This window comes from Pseudomonas coronafaciens pv. oryzae str. 1_6 (assembly GCF_000156995.2).
Taxonomy (GTDB): Bacteria; Pseudomonadota; Gammaproteobacteria; order Pseudomonadales; family Pseudomonadaceae; genus Aquipseudomonas; species Aquipseudomonas tremae.
Map to the genome: position 1 here is coordinate 1,243,485 of NZ_CP046035.1, position 18,581 is coordinate 1,262,065.

At 58.0% G+C, this 18,581-nt stretch carries 17 protein-coding genes; 13 read left to right on the plus strand and 4 right to left on the minus strand.

Annotation, left to right across the window (positions count from 1 at the left end; genetic code table 11):
• The first annotated feature begins 224 nt into the window (after positions 1-224).
• The 11 genes from rpoE (at position 225) to pdxJ (ending at position 10,584) form a co-directional block, all read left to right on the plus strand.
• Positions 225-806, plus strand: coding sequence for an RNA polymerase sigma factor RpoE/AlgU (gene rpoE / locus POR16_RS05535; protein ID WP_005889236.1), 582 nt, complete (start codon positions 225-227; stop codon positions 804-806).
• Positions 807-839: 33 nt separating this feature from the next.
• Positions 840-1,430 (plus strand): anti sigma-E factor RseA C-terminal domain-containing protein, encoded by a 591-nt coding sequence (locus POR16_RS05540; RefSeq protein ID WP_005889238.1) that lies wholly within the window; start codon positions 840-842, stop codon positions 1,428-1,430.
• An 8-nt stretch (positions 1,431-1,438) separates the two neighbouring features.
• On the plus strand, positions 1,439-2,398 hold the full coding sequence (locus tag POR16_RS05545) for a MucB/RseB C-terminal domain-containing protein (RefSeq protein ID WP_005889240.1): 960 nt from the start codon (positions 1,439-1,441) through the stop codon (positions 2,396-2,398).
• Between the two features lie 292 nt (positions 2,399-2,690).
• Complete coding sequence (locus POR16_RS05550) at positions 2,691-4,115, plus strand: DegQ family serine endoprotease (RefSeq protein ID WP_234778656.1); 1,425 nt, start codon at positions 2,691-2,693, stop codon at positions 4,113-4,115.
• A 171-nt stretch (positions 4,116-4,286) separates the two neighbouring features.
• Positions 4,287-6,083, plus strand: a complete 1,797-nt coding sequence (gene lepA, locus POR16_RS05555; RefSeq protein ID WP_024671681.1) for a translation elongation factor 4 — start codon at positions 4,287-4,289, stop codon at positions 6,081-6,083.
• Between the two features lie 9 nt (positions 6,084-6,092).
• Positions 6,093-6,947 carry a signal peptidase I gene (gene lepB / locus POR16_RS05560; protein ID WP_005889244.1) on the plus strand — a complete coding sequence of 285 codons (855 nt, stop codon included), beginning with the start codon at positions 6,093-6,095 and terminating at the stop codon, positions 6,945-6,947.
• Between the two features lie 109 nt (positions 6,948-7,056).
• Complete coding sequence (locus POR16_RS05565; protein ID WP_005889246.1) at positions 7,057-7,434, plus strand: DUF4845 domain-containing protein; 378 nt, start codon at positions 7,057-7,059, stop codon at positions 7,432-7,434.
• Positions 7,431-8,120 carry a ribonuclease III gene (gene rnc, locus POR16_RS05570; protein ID WP_005620106.1) on the plus strand — a complete coding sequence of 230 codons (690 nt, stop codon included), beginning with the start codon at positions 7,431-7,433 and terminating at the stop codon, positions 8,118-8,120. The genes POR16_RS05565 and rnc overlap by 4 nt, the downstream gene beginning before the upstream one ends.
• Positions 8,113-9,015, plus strand: coding sequence for a GTPase Era (gene era / locus POR16_RS05575; protein WP_005889251.1), 903 nt, complete (start codon positions 8,113-8,115; stop codon positions 9,013-9,015). Before rnc ends, era begins: the two co-directional genes overlap by 8 nt.
• A gap of 59 nt (positions 9,016-9,074) precedes the next feature.
• Entirely contained in the window at positions 9,075-9,758 is a 684-nt protein-coding gene (recO, locus tag POR16_RS05580; protein WP_005889253.1) for a DNA repair protein RecO, read from the plus strand.
• An 85-nt stretch (positions 9,759-9,843) separates the two neighbouring features.
• On the plus strand, positions 9,844-10,584 hold the full coding sequence (gene pdxJ / locus POR16_RS05585) for a pyridoxine 5'-phosphate synthase (protein WP_005889255.1): 741 nt from the start codon (positions 9,844-9,846) through the stop codon (positions 10,582-10,584).
• Positions 10,585-10,592: 8 nt separating this feature from the next.
• On the opposite strand, the gene cmoB is transcribed toward pdxJ, so the two are convergent.
• The 4 genes from cmoB to lon all read right to left on the minus strand — a co-directional run bounded on the left by cmoB (position 10,593) and on the right by lon (position 15,371).
• Positions 10,593-11,552 (minus strand): tRNA 5-methoxyuridine(34)/uridine 5-oxyacetic acid(34) synthase CmoB, encoded by a 960-nt coding sequence (gene cmoB, locus POR16_RS05590; protein ID WP_005889257.1) that lies wholly within the window; start codon positions 11,550-11,552, stop codon positions 10,593-10,595.
• Positions 11,549-12,292: a carboxy-S-adenosyl-L-methionine synthase CmoA gene (cmoA, locus tag POR16_RS05595; RefSeq protein ID WP_005889259.1), complete on the minus strand. Its 744-nt coding sequence runs from the start codon at positions 12,290-12,292 to the stop codon at positions 11,549-11,551. Before cmoA ends, cmoB begins: the two co-directional genes overlap by 4 nt.
• 100 nt (positions 12,293-12,392) lie before the next feature.
• A complete protein-coding gene (locus tag POR16_RS05600) occupies positions 12,393-12,785 on the minus strand; it encodes a protease inhibitor I42 family protein (protein WP_005889261.1) in 393 nt (130 codons plus the stop codon).
• A gap of 168 nt (positions 12,786-12,953) precedes the next feature.
• Positions 12,954-15,371 (minus strand): endopeptidase La, encoded by a 2,418-nt coding sequence (lon, locus tag POR16_RS05605; RefSeq protein ID WP_005889265.1) that lies wholly within the window; start codon positions 15,369-15,371, stop codon positions 12,954-12,956.
• 181 nt (positions 15,372-15,552) lie between these two features.
• Between lon and POR16_RS05610 the strand changes: the two genes are divergently transcribed.
• The gene (locus POR16_RS05610; RefSeq protein WP_005889267.1) at positions 15,553-16,227 is read left to right on the plus strand and encodes a methylamine utilization protein; all 675 of its coding nucleotides are present in this window, start codon (positions 15,553-15,555) and stop codon (positions 16,225-16,227) included.
• Positions 16,224-18,578, plus strand: coding sequence for a bifunctional diguanylate cyclase/phosphodiesterase (locus POR16_RS05615; protein ID WP_005889269.1), 2,355 nt, complete (start codon positions 16,224-16,226; stop codon positions 18,576-18,578). Before POR16_RS05610 ends, POR16_RS05615 begins: the two co-directional genes overlap by 4 nt.
• Positions 18,579-18,581: the final 3 nt, after the last annotated feature.

Here is an 18,581-nt window from a genome sequence, read left to right on the forward strand (position 1 = left end):
AGCGTCGTTTTGCAGGGTTAGATAAGTGATCATCAACTGCGAGCCGACGACAAGATTATTCGCGCAGCCGACTTTGTCGCGCTGCGTTTTTCGTGCAGGCGTTTATGATGGTCTGCAGGAAACTTGCTGGAAGGGGGAGAACTTTTGCGAAAAGCCCGAGTCTATGTTTGCGAGCCTGAGAAATATCAGTTGCAACGCTCCTTCAAGCTTAACGAGGAGTGTTCATGCTAACCCAGGAAGAGGATCAGCAGCTTGTCGAGCGGGTACAAGCCGGCGACACGCGAGCATTTGATCTGTTGGTGTTGAAATATCAGCACAAAATTCTAGGGTTGATCGTGCGGTTTGTGCACGACACCCATGAGGCTCAGGATGTTGCGCAAGAGGCTTTTATAAAGGCTTATCGGGCGCTCGGAAACTTTCGCGGTGACAGTGCTTTTTACACATGGCTGTATCGCATTGCCATTAACACGGCGAAAAACTATCTGGTGTCGAGAGGTCGTCGTCCACCGGATAGCGATGTCAGGTCTGAAGACGCGGAGTTCTACGATGGCGATCATGGCCTCAAGGACATCGAGTCGCCGGAGCGCGCATTGCTAAGGGATGAGATCGAGGGCACCGTCCATCGGACCATCCAGCTTCTCCCGGAAGATTTACGTACCGCACTAACTTTACGTGAATTCGATGGTCTGAGTTATGAAGACATTGCGAGCGTCATGCAGTGTCCTGTTGGTACCGTGCGCTCTCGGATCTTTCGCGCTCGGGAAGCCATCGATAAAGCCCTGCAGCCGTTGTTGCAGGAATCCTGAGACAGCGGCGATAGCCCAAGAGAGGAACCCGCCATGAGTCGTGAAGCCCTGCAGGAATCGCTGTCCGCGGTATTGGATAACGAAGCGGACGAACTGGAATTACGTCGGGTATTAAATGCCATTGACGATGCCGACACTCGCGCCACCTGGTCGCGTTATCAGGTTGCCCGCGCAGCCATGCACAAAGAGCTGTTGCTCCCTCATCTGGATATTTCGGCTGCTGTGTCTGCCGCTATCGCCGATGAAGTCAGCCCGCTGAAGGTTGCACGTGGTCCTTGGCGTACGCTGGGTCGCCTGGCTGTAGCAGCATCGGTTACTGTTGCCGTTCTTGCTGGTGTCCGTCTGTACAATCAGGACGACATTGCAGGGGCGCAACTTGCTCAGCAGACTCAGCAGCCTGCCAACCTGACGGTCCCGCAAGTCAAGGGTCCTGCAGTTCTGGCCGGTTACACTGAAAGTGCCGAGCAAGCACCTGGTCCGATGGCCAATGGTGTACTGCAGGGCGCTGGCGAAGCCGATCAGCGTTTGCCGGGTTACCTGCGTCAGCATGCACAGGAAGCTGCGCTGAAAGGCACTGAAAGCGCGCTGCCATATGCACGCGCTGCGAGCCTGGAAAACCGTTAAGGAGGATCATGCGAGCCGTCCCTCTGCTGCCGCTACTATTTGGTGGATGGCTTGCCCTCCCGGTACACGCTGATGATGCGCAAGACGCAATCAATCGTCTTGCCAGGGTTGACCAGCAACAAAGCTATCAGGGTACGTTCGTCTACGAACGTAACGGTAGTTTTTCTACGCACCGGATCTGGCACCGCATAGCGGATGGCAAGGTTCAGGAGCGTTTGCTGCAACTCGATGGCTCTGCTCAAGAAGTGGTACGTGTTGGCGGGCTTACTCAGTGCGTCAGCGGTACGCTTGAAGCGGGTGTCGTCAACCCGCCTGTCTCTACCTCTCGCGCGTTTGATGTCAAAAGACTTTCTGCCTGGTACGACATGAAAATAGTCGGCAAATCCAGAGTGGCCGGTCGCCAGACGACAATCGTTGCAGTAACGCCCAAAGATCAGCACCGATACGGTCTCGAGCTGCATCTGGATAACGAAACCGGGCTCTTGCTCAAATCACTCTTATTGAGCGAACGAGGGCAACTGCTTGAGCGTTTCCAGTTCACCGACCTCGATACAGCCAGTGTCTTGACCGAGCAGGCGCTCAATGCCAGTGCCGATTGCAAAGCCGTATCTGCTCCGAAAGCCAAGCCTGAGCCTGCTACCAGCCCTGTGGCCTGGCATTCTGACTGGCTGCCGCCAGGTTTTGAGTTAAGCAGTAGCGGTGTCCGCAAGGACGGCGCAAGCCAGTCACCAGTGACTCGTCTGACGTATGGCGATGGCCTGGCGAGCTTCTCGGTGTTCATTGAAGCGGTGAAAGGCAGTTCTTCGTCGGATATTCGCACTCAGCTAGGCCCTACCGTGGCAGTCTCACGTCGTCTCACTACGCCTCAGGGCGACATGATGATGACGGTCGTCGGAGAAGTGCCGATGGGTACCGCTGAGCGTATTGCGCTGTCGATGCGCGGTGATGAAGAGTCAGCAAAGAAATAGACTTGAAGCAGCCCGGTCGCGGGATGTAAAAGTTTTCATCTTCGGTTCAATGAGCCGCCAGACCGCAGTCAAACTGGCCTTGCGCGAGATACTGAAATGTTTGGTGAGGTTTGCGAGTTGCAAAAAATCCGATTTTTTTCTATAGGTCACAGCCTCGCAGCTCTGGCCTTTGTCGTTCGTGGGCCCTATATCTGACTCTGGAATGAGCGTTACTGCTCAAGGTTGCTGAGTCAGTTGCTCTGTACTGCTTAATTTGCTCGTTACCAACGGGAGCCGTATGTCGATACCACGCATGAAGTCTTATTTCTCATTGATTGCCGCCGTGCTGATGCTCGGTCAGGTCGCCACGGCTCAGGCCGAGAACCTGCCGGACTTTACCGGTCTGGTCGAACAGGCATCGCCTGCAGTGGTGAATATCAGTACTCGTCAGAAATTGCCGGACCGCGCCGTTGCCAATCAGCAGATGCCTGATCTGGAAGGCTTGCCGCCAGTGCTGCGCGAGTTTCTCGAACGCAGCATGCCGCCGGGTTCCCGCCCGCCGGGAGTGGGGAAGGGGGATCGCCAGCGTGAGGCTCAATCGCTGGGTTCGGGGTTCATCATCTCCCCTGATGGCTATGTTCTGACCAACAACCACGTGATCGATGGCGCCGATGAGATTCTGGTGCGCCTGTCCGATCGCAGCGAGCTGAAAGCCAAGCTGGTGGGCACCGATCCGCGTACCGACGTTGCGGTCCTGAAAATCGAGGGCAAAGACCTGCCGACTGCCAAGCTGGGCAACTCGAACACGCTCAAAGTGGGCGAGTGGGTGCTCGCGATAGGTTCGCCGTTCGGTTTCGACCATTCGGTGACCAAAGGTATCGTCAGCGCCAAGGGTCGCAGTCTGCCAAACGATACCTATGTGCCTTTCATTCAGACCGACGTGGCGATCAATCCGGGTAACTCGGGTGGTCCGCTGTTCAACATGGCTGGCGAAGTGGTCGGGATCAACTCGCAGATATTCACTCGCTCCGGCGGCTTCATGGGGCTGTCTTTCGCCATTCCGATCGATGTCGCGATGGATGTGGCCAACCAGCTCAAGGCCAGTGGCAAAGTCAGCCGTGGCTGGCTGGGCGTAGTCATTCAGGAAGTGAACAAGGACCTCGCTGAATCGTTCGGTCTGGACAAGCCTGCCGGCGCACTGGTTGCACAGGTGCTTGAAGATGGCCCGGCTGCCAAGGGTGGTTTGCAGGTAGGCGACGTTATTCTCAGCGCCAACGGCCAGCCAGTCATCATGTCGGCTGACCTGCCGCACTTGATCGGCAATCTCAAGGACGGCAGCAAGGCCGAGCTTGAAGTGATTCGCGACGGCAAGCGTCAAAAGCTGACGGTGACCGTGGGCGCGCTGCCTGATGAAGGTCAGGAGATGGGTGACATCCCGGGCTCCGGTGCCGAGCGCAGCAGCAATCGTCTGGGTGTTTCGGTGATCGAACTGACCGCCGAGCAGAAAAAAAACCTGGACATCAAAGGTGGCGTGGCAATCAAGGAAGTCACTGGCGGTCCGGCGTCCCTGATCGGTTTGCAGCCGGGTGACGTGATCACTCACCTGAACAATCAGGCGATCATGTCCGGCAAGCAATTTACCGATGTGGCGAAAAGCCTGCCCAAGGATCGCTCGGTCTCGATGCGCGTCCTGCGTCAGGGTCGTGCGACCTTTATCACCTTCAAACTGTCCGAGTAACGGGCTGATGTGACCGGGAAGGGTGGCTGCGGCCACCCTTTTTTGTGGCTGATTGTTTGCACTGCCCCGATCCGGGTGCCTGCGAGCGTGACGCCTCTTGCTTAGTTCAGGTACAATTCCCGGCTATTTTTCGGCGGGCAATCTGCCTGCAACCTTTTTGAGTGTTGATCCGTGAGTGATTTGAGTCATATCCGCAATTTCTCCATCATCGCCCACATTGACCATGGCAAGTCGACGCTGGCCGACCGCTTCATTCAAATGTGCGGCGGCTTGTCCGAGCGCGAAATGGAAGCCCAGGTGCTCGACTCCATGGATCTCGAGCGCGAGCGCGGGATCACCATCAAGGCCCATAGCGTTACGTTGTACTACAAGGCCAAAGACGGAATCACCTACCAGCTGAACTTCATCGACACCCCGGGGCACGTGGACTTCACCTATGAAGTCAGCCGTTCTCTCGCCGCGTGCGAAGGTGCATTGCTGGTGGTCGATGCCGGTCAGGGCGTTGAAGCCCAATCGGTCGCCAACTGCTACACCGCCATCGAGCAGGGCCTTGAGGTCATGCCGGTGCTGAACAAGATGGATTTGCCCCAGGCTGACCCGGACCGCGTCAAGGAAGAAATCGAAAAGATCATCGGCATTGATGCCACCGATGCCGTGGCGTGCAGCGCCAAGAGCGGCATGGGCGTGGATGAGGTGCTCGAGCGTCTGGTAGCGACCATTCCGCCACCGACCGGCAACATCGAAGATCCGCTGCAGGCGTTGATCATCGACTCGTGGTTCGACAACTACCTGGGCGTTGTGTCGCTGGTGCGTGTGCGTCATGGCCGCGTACGCAAGGGTGACAAGATCCTCGTCAAATCCACCGGCAAGATGCATCTGGTCGACAGCGTCGGGGTGTTCAACCCCAAGCACACGGCAACCGTTGATCTGAAAGCCGGTGAAGTAGGCTTCATCATTGCAGGCATCAAGGACATTCACGGCGCGCCTGTCGGCGATACCCTGACCCTCAGCACCACGCCTGATGTGGACATGCTGCCCGGCTTCAAACGTATTCAGCCGCAGGTCTACGCGGGCCTGTTTCCGGTCAGTTCGGACGATTTCGAAGACTTCCGCGAGGCGCTGCAAAAGCTTACGCTGAACGATTCTTCGCTGCAGTATCTGCCTGAAAGCTCGGACGCACTGGGCTTCGGCTTCCGTTGTGGCTTCCTGGGCATGCTCCATATGGAGATCATCCAGGAGCGTCTGGAGCGCGAGTACAACCTCGACCTGATCACCACCGCACCCACCGTTATCTTCGAGTTGCTGCTGAAGACCGGCGAGACAGTCTACGTCGACAACCCGTCGAAGCTGCCGGACCTGTCGGCCATCGAAGACATGCGCGAACCCATCGTTCGGGCAAATATTCTTGTGCCGCAGGAGCACCTGGGCAACGTCATTACGTTGTGCATCGAAAAGCGCGGCGTTCAGCATGACATGCTGTTCCTCGGCACCCAGGTTCAGGTGAGCTACGATTTGCCAATGAACGAAGTCGTTCTCGACTTCTTCGATCGTCTCAAGTCTGTCAGCCGCGGTTATGCTTCCCTGGATTATCATTTTGATCGTTACCAATCGGCTAACCTGGTCAAGCTCGATGTGCTGATCAACGCCGAGAAGGTCGATGCACTGGCGCTGATCGTTCACCGTGACAACGCGCACTACAAAGGACGTGCGTTGACCGAGAAGATGAAAGAGCTGATCCCTCGACAGATGTTCGACGTGGCAATTCAGGCCGCCATTGGCGGTCAGATCGTGGCCCGGACTACCGTCAAGGCGCTTAGAAAGAACGTATTGGCCAAATGCTACGGCGGTGACGTCAGCCGCAAGCGTAAATTGCTGGAAAAGCAAAAGGCCGGTAAGAAACGCATGAAGCAGGTCGGCAACGTGGAAATTCCACAGGAAGCCTTCCTTGCCGTGCTCAGGTTGGAATAGTCAGGTCCTATGTCACTAAATTTCCCGCTGTTGTTGGTCATCGCTGTCTTCGTCTGTGGCGTGCTTGCACTGATTGATCTGGTCATCCTCGCGCCTCGTCGCCGGGTCGCCATTTCCAACTATCAGGGAAGCGTCGGAGAACCTGACATTGCTGTCGTCGAGCGCTTGAACAAGGAGCCGTTGCTGGTTGAATACGGCAAATCGTTCTTTCCGGTGCTGTTCATCGTGCTGGTGCTTCGTTCGTTTCTGGTCGAGCCGTTCCAGATCCCTTCGGGTTCCATGAAGCCGACGCTGGATGTGGGTGATTTCATTCTGGTCAACAAGTTCGCGTATGGTATTCGCCTGCCGGTTCTGGACCAGAAAGTGATCGAGATCGGTGATCCGCAGCGTGGCGACGTGATGGTCTTTCGCTACCCGAGCGACCCGAGCGTCAATTACATCAAGCGCGTGGTCGGTCTGCCAGGTGATCGCATCCGCTACACCAGCGACAAGCGCCTGTTCATCAATGGCGAGCTGGTGGCCAAGAAGCTGATCGGCACCGAGCCCGGTACACTGGGCAGCGCTGAACTTTACGACGAGCAACTGGGCGCTGTAGAGCACCAGATCCGCCAGGAAATGAGCCGTTACCGTGCGCCGCCTGACAGCGAGTGGACAGTGCCGGCCGCGCACTACTTCATGATGGGCGACAATCGCGACAACTCCAATGACAGTCGTTACTGGGATGATCCCAACATTCCCAAGGACGAGCTGGGCATGGTTCCGGACAAGAACATCGTGGGCAAGGCCTTCGCTGTCTGGATGAGCTGGCCGGAACCCAAGTTGAGCCACTTCCCTAATTTTGCACGCGTAGGGTTGATCAAGTAATCGATGCGGCGCTGCCATAAGCAGCGCCGTTTGTCATTTCGGGCTGACGGGAAACCGCTGAACGATTCGCCGGCCCGCTCGGGCAGGCTGTCCACCTTTGAGGTCGAACATGAAGTTCTCTGGTTCTCAAAAAGGTTTTTCGTTCGTGGGATGGCTTTTGGTTCTGGCGCTGGTCGCGTTTGCAACCACCACGGCCTTCAAGCTGGTTCCGCACTACCTCGACTATATGACGATGAAAAAAATCATCGAAGCGGTCGACACCAATCAGACCCTGGACATCACCACGGTCGACGAATTTTACGGTTATGTCGGTAAGAACATGCAGGTCAACAGTATTCGGGATATAGATTTGAACAAGGCGTTGAAAGTGACGGTGGAGAACAATGCGTTCAAGGCTCATTTGAATTATGAGCAGCGTGAACCCTGGTTCCAGAACATCGATCTGGTGTTGAAGTTCGACAAGCAATTCAGTGTGGGTAAACCGTGAGCGTATCCTTGAGCCGCCTTGAGCGTCAGCTCGGCTATACCTTCAAGGATCAGGAGCTGATGATCCTGGCCCTGACCCATCGCAGTTTTGCCGGTCGCAACAATGAGCGGCTGGAATTTCTCGGCGATGCGATTCTCAACTTTGTAGCGGGCGAGGCGTTGTTCGAGCGTTTTCCTCAGGCGCGCGAAGGGCAGCTGTCACGTTTGCGGGCGCGTCTGGTCAAGGGCGAAACCCTGGCACTGCTGGCGCGTGGCTTCGATCTGGGCGAGTACCTGCGTCTTGGCTCTGGCGAGCTGAAAAGCGGTGGTTTCCGTCGTGAATCTATCCTGGCCGACGCCCTCGAGGCGCTGATCGGGGCGATCTATCTTGACGCAGGCATGGAAGCGGCGCGCGAACGCGTGCTGGCCTGGCTGACGACCGAGTTCGACAGCCTTACGCTGGTGGACACCAACAAGGACCCCAAGACCCGACTGCAGGAGTTTCTTCAGTCGCGGGCCTGTGATTTGCCGCGTTACGAGGTGGTGGATATCCAGGGCGAGCCGCATTGCCGGACGTTTTTCGTCGAATGCGAGATCAACCTATTGAATGAAAAAAGCCGAGGACAGGGTGTCAGCCGCCGGATTGCCGAACAGGTAGCCGCCGCAGCAGCACTTATCGCCCTGGGCGTGGAGAACGGTCATGAATGATACAACCGCAACACGCTGTGGCTATGTTGCCATCGTCGGCCGTCCTAACGTAGGCAAGTCCACGCTGCTCAACCATATTCTGGGTCAGAAGCTGGCGATCACCTCGCGCAAGCCGCAGACCACCCGCCACAACATGCTGGGCATCAAGACAGAGGGCGCCGTGCAGGCGATCTATGTCGACACCCCCGGCATGCACAAGAATGGCGAAAAAGCGCTTAACCGCTACATGAACAAGACCGCTTCGGCGGCGTTGAAAGACGTCGATGTGGTGATCTTCGTGGTCGACCGCACTCGCTGGACCGACGAGGACCAAATGGTTCTGGAGCGAGTTCAGTACGTGGAAGGCCCGGTCATTCTGGCGATCAACAAGACTGATCGCATCGAAGACAAAAGTGATCTGATGCCGCATCTGGAGTGGCTGCAAGGCCAACTCCCGAATGCTTCCATCATGCCGATCTCGGCACAGCACGGGCATAACCTGGAAGCGCTGGAAAGCCTGATCGCTACCCATCTGCCAGAGAACGATCACTTTTTCCCTGAAGATCAGATTACCGACCGCAGCAGCCGTTTTCTGGCTGCCGAGCTGGTTCGCGAGAAGATCATGCGCCAACTGGGTGCCGAGCTTCCTTACCAGATCACCGTCGAAATCGAAGAGTTCAAGCAGCAGGGTCGTACGCTGCACATTCACGCTCTGATTCTCGTCGAGCGTGACGGGCAGAAGAAGATCATCATTGGCGACAAGGGCGACCGCATCAAGCGTATCGGCAGTGATGCCCGTCGCGACATGGAGCTGCTGTTCGACTCCAAGGTCATGCTCAACCTGTGGGTCAAGGTCAAGGGTGGCTGGTCCGATGACGAGCGCGCACTGCGCTCTCTGGGCTACGCCGACCTTTAAGCTGTCCTTCGCCCGAACCTTCTGCGGCCGGGCGAACCTTTCTCTTCCGAGCCCGCCTGATGAGCACCCCCACCGGCCAACCTGCTTATGTGCTCCATAGCCGTGCGTACCGTGAAAACAGCGCACTGGTCGATTTCCTGACCCCGCAGGGCCGCCTGCGTGCCGTGTTGCGCAGTGCCAAAGGCAAGGCTGGCTCGCTGGCACGTCCGTTTGTGCCGCTTGAAGTCGAGTTTCGTGGTCGCGGCGAACTGAAAAATGTCGGTCGCATGGAAAGTGCAGGCGTTGCGACCTGGATGACCGGCGAAGCCCTGTTCAGTGGCATGTACCTCAACGAATTGCTGATTCGCCTGCTACCCGCCGAAGACCCGCACCCTGCTGTGTTCGATCACTATGCCGCTACGCTGATTGCGCTTGCGCTTGGCCGTCCGCTGGAGCCGTTGCTGCGTTCGTTTGAATGGCGGTTGCTGGATGACCTCGGCTACGGCTTTGCCATGGACGCCGATATCAATGGTGATCCGCTGGCGGTCGATGGCATGTACCGCCTGCAAGTGGATGCCGGCCTCGAGCGCGTTTACCTGCTCCAGCCCGGTCTGTTTCAAGGCGCCGAGCTGTTGGCGATGTCTGAGGCCGACTGGAGTGTTCCGGGTGCCTTGTCGGCGGCCAAACGTCTGATGCGTCAGGCGCTGGCCGTGCATCTCGGCGGGCGGCCGCTGGTTAGTCGTGAACTGTTTCGCAAGCCGTGATCAGGCTTTATGCTCTGCTTTATCTGTCGGTTTCAAATAGCCCCGAGTTTCAAGCAATCAGCTCGCACATTTTCTGGAGACAACCGTGACCCAAAGCACCCGCATCCTTCTTGGCGTGAACATTGATCACGTGGCCACTCTGCGTCAGGTCCGCGGCACACGTTACCCGGACCCTGTGAAAGCGGCGCTGGACGCCGAAGAAGCGGGCGCAGACGGGATTACCGTTCACCTGCGTGAAGACCGCCGACATATTCAGGAGCGCGACGTGCTGCTGCTCAAGGACGTGCTGCAGACCCGCATGAACTTCGAAATGGGCGTGACAGAAGAAATGCTCGCGTTTGCCGAGCGCATTCGTCCTGCGCATATCTGCCTGGTGCCGGAAACACGCCAGGAACTGACCACCGAAGGCGGGCTGGATGTTGCCGGGCAGGAGGCGCGGATCAAGGCGGCGGTCGAGCGGCTGGCAAGGATCGGCTGTGAGGTCTCGCTGTTTATCGATGCTGACGAACGCCAGATCGCCGCGTCAAAACGTGTCGGCGCGCCAGCCATCGAACTGCACACCGGCCGTTATGCCGATGCACAGACCCCCACCGAAGTGGCCGAAGAACTGCAACGGGTTGCCGATGGTGTGGCGTTTGGCCTCGCTCAGGGGCTTATAGTCAACGCCGGTCACGGCCTGCACTATCACAACGTCGAGGCAGTGGCTGCGATCAAGGGCATCAACGAACTGAACATCGGTCACGCACTGGTGGCCCATGCACTGTTCGTTGGCTTCAAGGCAGCGGTGTCAGAGATGAAAGCGCTGATTGTCGCGGCTGCCAGATAAGCGATTCATCAAGGCTTGCGTCCCACGATCACCGCACGCATCGGCGCGGGCAGGCCTTCGACGGTTTTGCTGTGGTCAGCGGGGTCAAGGTAGTCGCCCAGTGACTGAAAGCGCATCCACTCGGTGCTGCGCTGTTCTTCCACCGTTGTATGGCTGACGTCGACGCAGCGCACGTCGGTGAACCCTGCGCGACGCATCCACAGCTCCAGCGCAGGTACTGATGGCAGAAACCATACGTTGCGCATTTGCGCGTAACGGTCTTCAGGCACCAGTACCTGATGCACGTCGCCCGGTATCACCAAGGTCTCCATCACCAGTTCGCCACCTTTGACCAGGCAGTCTTTAAGTGCCAGCAAATGGTCGATCGGCGATTTGCGGTGATACAGCACGCCCATAGAAAACACTGTGTCGAAGCCTTCCAGACTGGCCGGCAGGTCTTCAAGTGCGAAGGGCAGGTGCCAGGCGGGAAGGTCGGGGAGGTAGCGCTGCATGGCCTGGAACTGACAGAAGAACAGCCAGTTAGGGTCCACACCGATCACACAGTCGGCGCCCGCGCCGAGCATGCGCCACTGGTAGTAACCGTTGCCGCAACCGACGTCCAGAACACGCTTGCCCTTCAGGTCGAGGTGCGGAGATACCCGTGACCACTTCCAGTCCGAGCGCCATTCAGTATCGATATGCACGCCGAACACGTTGAACGGTCCCTTGCGCCACGGCGACAAGCCCAGCAACGCCTTGCGCAGCACGGTGCGGGTTTCACCGTCGCAATCGGCTTGCAGGGTGAAACTGTCGGTCAGGTCTACCTTGTCGGCCTGCAGGTCCGGCAGGGCGTCGAGCGCGCTCTGCCAGCGCTGCAGGTCGCCGTGGCCTTTGCTCATTTTGGTGTCGAGTTGTGCTTGCAGGCCATTGGCCCATTCAGCCAGAGGGGTGCCCGCCAGACGACGGACAAGGGGGGCGAGATCAATCATGGCAGGGCAATCAACGAGGCAAAGTTAAGGCACTGAAACCACGGCACCACCTTGGAGAAACCGGCGGCGAGCAGGCGTTGGCGGTGTTCTTCAAGGCTGTCGGGTTTCATGACGTTTTCGATGGCGCTGCGTTTCTGGGAAATCTCCAGATCGCTGTAGCCGTTGGCGCGTTTGAAGGCAACGTGCAGGTCAGTCAGCAGCGCGTGTTCCTGCTCATCGTTGAAACGCAGTTTCTCCGAGAGGATCAGCGCACCGCCTGGCACCAGCGCGTCACGAATACGGCCAAGCAGGGCCAGACGCTGTTCGGGGGCGATGAATTGCAGGGTAAAGTTCAGCGCCACCACCGAGGCGGGCTTGAACTCCAGTGCCAGGATATCGCCTTCGACGACCTGTACTGGCAGCAACTCCTGAAACATAGAGTTCTGCGCGTTGAGGTATTCACGGCAGCGTTCGACCATCGCGCTGGAGTTGTCGATCGCGATGACCTCGCAGCCTTCACCGCGCACATGCCGACGCAACGCTTGAGTGACCGCGCCCAAAGAACTCCCCAGGTCATACAGAACGGTGCGCGGCTGGGCGAACTGCGCGGCCAGCACGCCGAGGTTCTCGACAATCGTCGGGTAACCGGGCACCGAGCGCTTGATCATGTCCGGGAATACCCGCACGACGTCTTCGTTGAAGGCGAAATCAGGCACCTGGGCCAGAGGCTGGGCGAAAATACGGTCGGGTTCTTTGCTCACGGCAGTTCCGGCGAAGGCTTTGAAAGGCGGGCATTCTAGCCAAGTTGTCGCCGGGATGCATGGTGCAGTGCGTGTTGTCTAACCTGCGGTGGACAATGCGTCAGTCCACCGTGATTGCGCACTCGAATGTCTGCTCCGGTGGGACTTCCGGCGCCCAAGGCTGCTGGTAGGTCATCATCAGCCTTCCGGTCCCGGCGTCGGTTGCCTTGTAGCGCCACACGGATTGCCCGCCGCTGCCGACCATTTCCTTGGTTTCGGCATTGGCGTACACCTCAGGGCCCAGGCTTCGCAGGATATTCTGCGCGGGGTTCTGGGTCAGCCAGCGAAAGCCGGTGGTTGGATTGCTGGGCAGTGTCAGGATCAGCGTCTGGCCGGTCTTGAGTGCCAGAGGGCAGTCGCTTTGCGAGTCGATGGAAACGATGCTTTTCGGCGTCTGAGCACAGGCCGTCAGCAGCGCGAGGCTTAACGGTGCAATAAAACGGGCAGGAGTCATGGCAAGTTCCGGTATTGCGAAACGATGCGCAAGGATAACCGATCAGGGTTTTATGGGGGAGTACGGCAGGTGTCCTGATCGGGATATGACGCAGCGCGTCCAGAGCTACGTTCCCACGCTGGGGCGCAGGAACGAGAAGCAGCGCGGGTGGCCGCGCTGCATCAACCTCTAGAAAAGCACTTTCACTACATCCGCAAAGCGCTTGGCGAAGTGCACGGTAATGCCCTCCTTGAGGTAATCCGGCAGTTCCTCGAAGTTGCCACGATTGGGCTCCGGCAGGATCAGTTCGTGGATTTTCTGGCGACGGGATGCAATGACCTTTTCACGCACACCACCGATGGGTAGCACGTGCCCGGTCAGTGTCAGTTCGCCGGTCATGGCGACACCTTTCTTCGGCGCCTGATTACGCGCCAGTGACAGCAGGGCACTGGCCATGGTCACGCCCGCGCTGGGGCCGTCCTTCGGGGTTGCGCCCTCGGGAACGTGTACATGCACGAACGCCTCATCAAAGAACTTCGCGTCGCCACCGAATTTCGACAGGTTGGCGCTGACGTAGCTGTAGGCGATTTCTGCCGACTCCTTCATGACATCACCCAATTGCCCGGTCAGCTTGAAGCCGCGGTTCAAGGTGTGAATGCGGGTCGCTTCGATCGGCAGGGTTGCGCCACCCATGCTGGTCCAGGCCAGGCCGGTGATCACGCCGACACCCGATAGCACTTGCTCGCTACGGAACACGGGCATGCCCAGTGAGGCTTCAAGGTCTTTCGGACCGATCTTGATCACCGAGTCGGGCGCATCGAGCAATTTGACGACAGCCTTGCGCACCAGTTTGCCGAGCTGCTTTTCCAGGTGTCGCACACCGGCTTCCCGCGCGTAGCCTTCAATGACGGCACGCAAGGCAGTGTCACTGATGGTCAGCTTGTTCTTGGCGACGCCTGCTTTCGCCAGTTGCTTGGGCCACAGGTGACGTTTGGCAATCGCCAGTTTTTCTTCAGTGATATAGCCGGACAGGCGAATCACTTCCATACGGTCGAGCAGCGGACCGGGGATCGAGTCCAGGGTATTGGCGGTACACACGAACAGCACTTTGGACAGGTCCAGGCGCAGGTCCAGATAATGGTCGAGGAATTCGACGTTCTGTTCCGGGTCCAGGGTTTCCAGCAGCGCAGAGGCAGGATCGCCCTGATAGCTCTGGCCCATTTTGTCGATCTCATCGAGCATGATGACCGGGTTCATGACTTCGACATCTTTCAGCGCCTGCACCAGCTTGCCCGGCTGGGCACCGATGTAGGTGCGGCGGTGGCCCTTGATTTCGGCCTCGTCACGCATGCCGCCCACACTCAGCCGATAAAACGGGCGACCCAGTGATTCGGCGATAGAGCGGCCGACGCTGGTCTTGCCCACACCCGGCGGGCCGACCAGCAATACGATCGAACCGCTGATCTCGCCCTTATAGGCGCCGACGGCGAGGAATTCGAGAATCCGCGCCTTGATGTCATCCAGCCCGGCGTGGTGCTGATCGAGCACCTTGCGCGCGTGCTTGAGGTCCAGCTTGTCAGCGCCGTAGACACCCCACGGCAACGAGCTGGTCCAGTCCAGATAATTGCGCGTCACAGCGTATTCCGGCGAGCCGGTCTCCAGCACCTTGAGCTTGCCGATTTCCTCGTCGAATTTCTTGCTCGCCTGCGGGGGCAAGGTCTTGCCTTCCAGACGTTGTTCGAACTGCTCAATGTCGGCGCTGCGGTCGTCTTTGCTAAGCCCGAGCTCCTGCTGGATGACCTTGAGCTGCTCCTTGAGGAAGAACTGACGCTGGTGCTCGCCGATCTTGCGGTTCACCTCGGCAGAGATTTCTTTCTGCAGCCGCGCAACCTCGACCTCCTTGCGCAGCATTGGCAGGACTTTCTCCATGCGCTTGAGCATCGGCACGCAGTCAAGCACCTGCTGCAGCTCGACACCGGTTGCAGAGGTCAGCGCAGCGGCAAAATCCGTGAGCGGCGAAGGATCGTTGGGGCTGAAGCGATTGAGGTAGTTCTTCAGCTCTTCGCTGTACAGCGGGTTCAGCGGCAGCAGTTCCTTGATCGCATTGATCAGGGCCATGCCATACGCTTTCACCTCGTCAGTGGGCTCGTTGGGCTGTTGCGGGTACTCGACTTCCACCAGATACGGCGGACGATGATGCTTCAGCCAGGTGCGAATACGCACCCGGCTCAGCCCTTGTGCCACGAACTGCAGACGACCGTTTTCACGACTGGCGTGGTGAACTTTCACCAAAGTGCCATACTCGGGAAGCGCAGCCGTGTCGAAGTGGCGCGGATCTTCCTGAGGGGTGTCCATGAAAAACAGCGCCAGCGAGTGATGTTCGGACTTGCTGACCAGCTCGAGGGTCTCGGCCCAGGGCTCTTCGTTGACGATGACCGGCAGAACCTGCGCCGGGAAGAACGGGCGATTGTGGATAGGAATGATGTAAACCTTGTCGGGCAGGTTCTGGCCGGGCAAGGCAAGCGAGGTGCTGTCGGAACTCAGAGACACGTCGTGCTCGTCTTCGTCGTTGGGCAAATCTGGCGAGTCTGTCTGCTGGTCGCTCATGGGGCACCTGAGAAGTTGAACATGGCTCTTAGATGGGGCAGCGATCCTCAGGTTTCAATAGTTTCGGTCGATAGTCTGTAAAGGGGCAATTAAAACCGACATCTCGTGGCATGGAGGCAGTCAGCTCTGTACGGCGCTGGCTTATTTAGTCGCGGCACTGCCGCTTTGGGTTGAATCAGGTATGACCAACGGATTTTTTTCAGCGCTGCTGGCCGGATTATGGATGGCATCAGCTGTGACGGCATCGGCCGCTACCTTTACGGCGCAAGTAATCGACAGTCAGGGCAAACCTCTCGCGGATGCGGTGGTGACTCTGCAGGGGCCAGCCGGCACTGCACCGGTAGCGCTTCAGGCCGCGATGGATCAGCGTGAGCAGGAGTTTGCACCTCACGTACTGGCCGTTCACTCGGGTACTCAAGTCAAATTTCCCAATAGCGATAACATTCGCCATCAGGTTTATTCGTTTTCTCCGGCCAAGCGCTTTGAATTGCGTCTTTATGAAGGCACCCCTTCAGCTCCGCTGTTGTTCGACAAGCCTGGCGTAGTAGTGCTCGGCTGCAACATTCATGACTGGATGGTTGGCTATATCTACGTGACCGACGAGCCATGGTTCGGCGTTACTGACAGCAATGGCCTGTTGAAGCTGGACCAACTGCCCGCCGGTCATTATGCCGCCACGCTCTGGCACCCGAAGATCGAAGACATGCAGCCGGTGTCAGGCGACGAGTTCGACGTGCCCGCGACAGGCCTGGTTCAGCACTTCAAGCTGAATGTCGAGGTGAGTCCCGATGACAAACCCGCCAAACCCGCGCCCGGTGGGTTCGGCGAAGCCTTCCACAAGGCCGCCCATGAATGAAGCTTAAAATCAGCTTTCAGGCGCGTATCGCCGGGGTTCTGATTGCCCTGTTGATGATCGTCGTGTGCGCCGTCTTTCTCGCGGTCAAGTTGGCCACCGGGGATGCTGTGCGCACTCAGGCCCAGGCGCAGCTGGAAGTTGGTAGTCGTGTGTTTGAACGCTTGATGGACCTGCGCGGCAAGCGGTTACGTGACGGCGTGCAGTTGCTGGCGACCGATTTCGGTTTTCGCGATGCGGTGGCCAGCTCTGATGCATCGACCATTCGATCGGTATTGATGAACCACGGCAAGCGGATCAATGCCAGTGAGATGTTTTTGCTGAGCATGGACGGTATCGTCCGTGCGAGCACCGTGGCTGAAGTGCCTGAAGGCTCCATATTCATTTACGACCAGGCGCTACGCAACGCCAAGCGCGCTGGTCAGTCAGTACTTATTATTCCCGGTGGCGGTATACCTCATCTGCTGGTTGAAAGTACCGTGCTGGCCCCCCTGCCGATCGGTCGGGTGGTCATGGGTTTTGCCATCGACAGCAACATTGCCGAAGAGCTGCGCTCGCTCAGCGGTCTGGAAGTCTCTTTTCTTGCTGTAGAGAACGGTAAATCGGGCAACTTGATCAGTACTCAGCCACCCGCACTGCATGAGGGGTTGGTCGAGTTGATGAGAAGCTCCTCTGGCGGACAGATGCGTATCACCGAACAGGCGAATCTGAACTTCCTTAGTCAGACCCTGATGCTTGCCAACACCGGAAATGCTGGCGACGGACAAGTTATCGCACTGTTGCAAAGCCCTCTGGACAAGGCCTTTCAGGCCTTTGCACCGCTGGATGAAAAGATTTTCTGGATATCCATGGCCGCTGTACTGGCGTCGTTGATCGGTACGCTGGCGCTGGCCCGAAGCGTCTCGTTGCCAGTGCGTGCGCTGGCCATTGCTGCCAAGCGCATTGGTGACGGTGACTACGAGACGCCGGTTAACATGGCCCGTAGCGACGAACTGGGCATGCTTGCCGACGCGATCAACACCATGCAGCACGGCATTGCCATGCGTGAGGGACAGTTGGCGCACAACGCGTTGCACGACAACCTGACCGGGCTGCCCAACCGCGCACTGGTCATCGAGCGAGTAGGTAGTCTGATTGCAGTCCAGCGTCAGTTTGCCTTGTTGTATCTCAGTATCGAGAACCTGACGACGATCAACGAAAGCGCTGATGCAGAGGGCGTCGAGCAATTGTTGCGTCAGGTTGCCTTGCGCCTGCAAGGCATTGTGCGGTCCGGTGATACGCTTGCCCGGTTGAGCGCTAATGAATTTCTCTTGCTGCTGGACAACACGGCCAGTGATGGCGCCGTGGGTATGGCCGACGCCGCACAACGCCTGATCAACAAACCGCTGCGCATCGATAATCAAGAGCTCACCCTTGAATGCTGCATCGGCATCACGGTTTATCCCGAGCATGGCGGTTCAGCCCAGGAGCTGTTGAATCGTGCTGCAATTGCACGCAAGGACGCAGCCTTGCTGCCAGGTCGTCTGCAAATCTATGAGGACGGTCGCGACCTTGCTCACCAGCGCCAGATCTGCCTTATCCGTGACTTGCGCAAAGCCCCTCAGCGCGGCGAACTGACGCTGCACTATCAGCCCAAGCTGGACATCCGTCAGGGCTATGTACGTCAGGCCGAAGCCTTGCTGCGATGGATGCACCCGCGCTTCGGCAATGTCTCGCCTGCTGAATTCATTGTGCTGGCCGAGCGTACCGGCAGTATTCATCTGCTTACCGACTGGGTCATTGAAGAAGCATTTCGGCAGCTGGCCGACTGGCGCCAGCGTGGGCTGATATTGCAGGTCTCGGTCAATATTTCCGCAGATGACTTGTTAAGCGGCGATCTGGCTGGCTATGTCGTGCGCTTGATCAAGCAATATGGTGTACCTGCAGAGCAGCTGGTATTCGAGATCACCGAAAGCGCCGTCATGAGCGAGCCGGAAAAAGCGCTGATCGTTCTGCACCGCCTGCGTGACTGTGGCATCAGTCTGTCAATCGATGACTTCGGCACCGGCTATTCATCGCTGGCGCATTTGAAACGGCTGCCGGTGCAGGAATTGAAAATCGACCAATCCTTCGTTCGCGACCTGGATGAAACCAGTGAAGATGCAGTTATCGTGCGAGCGACCATTGAAATGAGCCACAACCTGGGGCTCAAGGTCGTGGCCGAAGGCGTTGAATATCAGCACAGCCTGGACCTGCTCCGGCGCTGGCACTGTGACACGGCGCAGGGGTATTTGATCAGCCGTCCGTTGACGGCTGTCGCCTTTGAGGCGTGGATGACCCAGTCCGAGGGAGCACCTGGCTTCAAGGTGAACTGAATT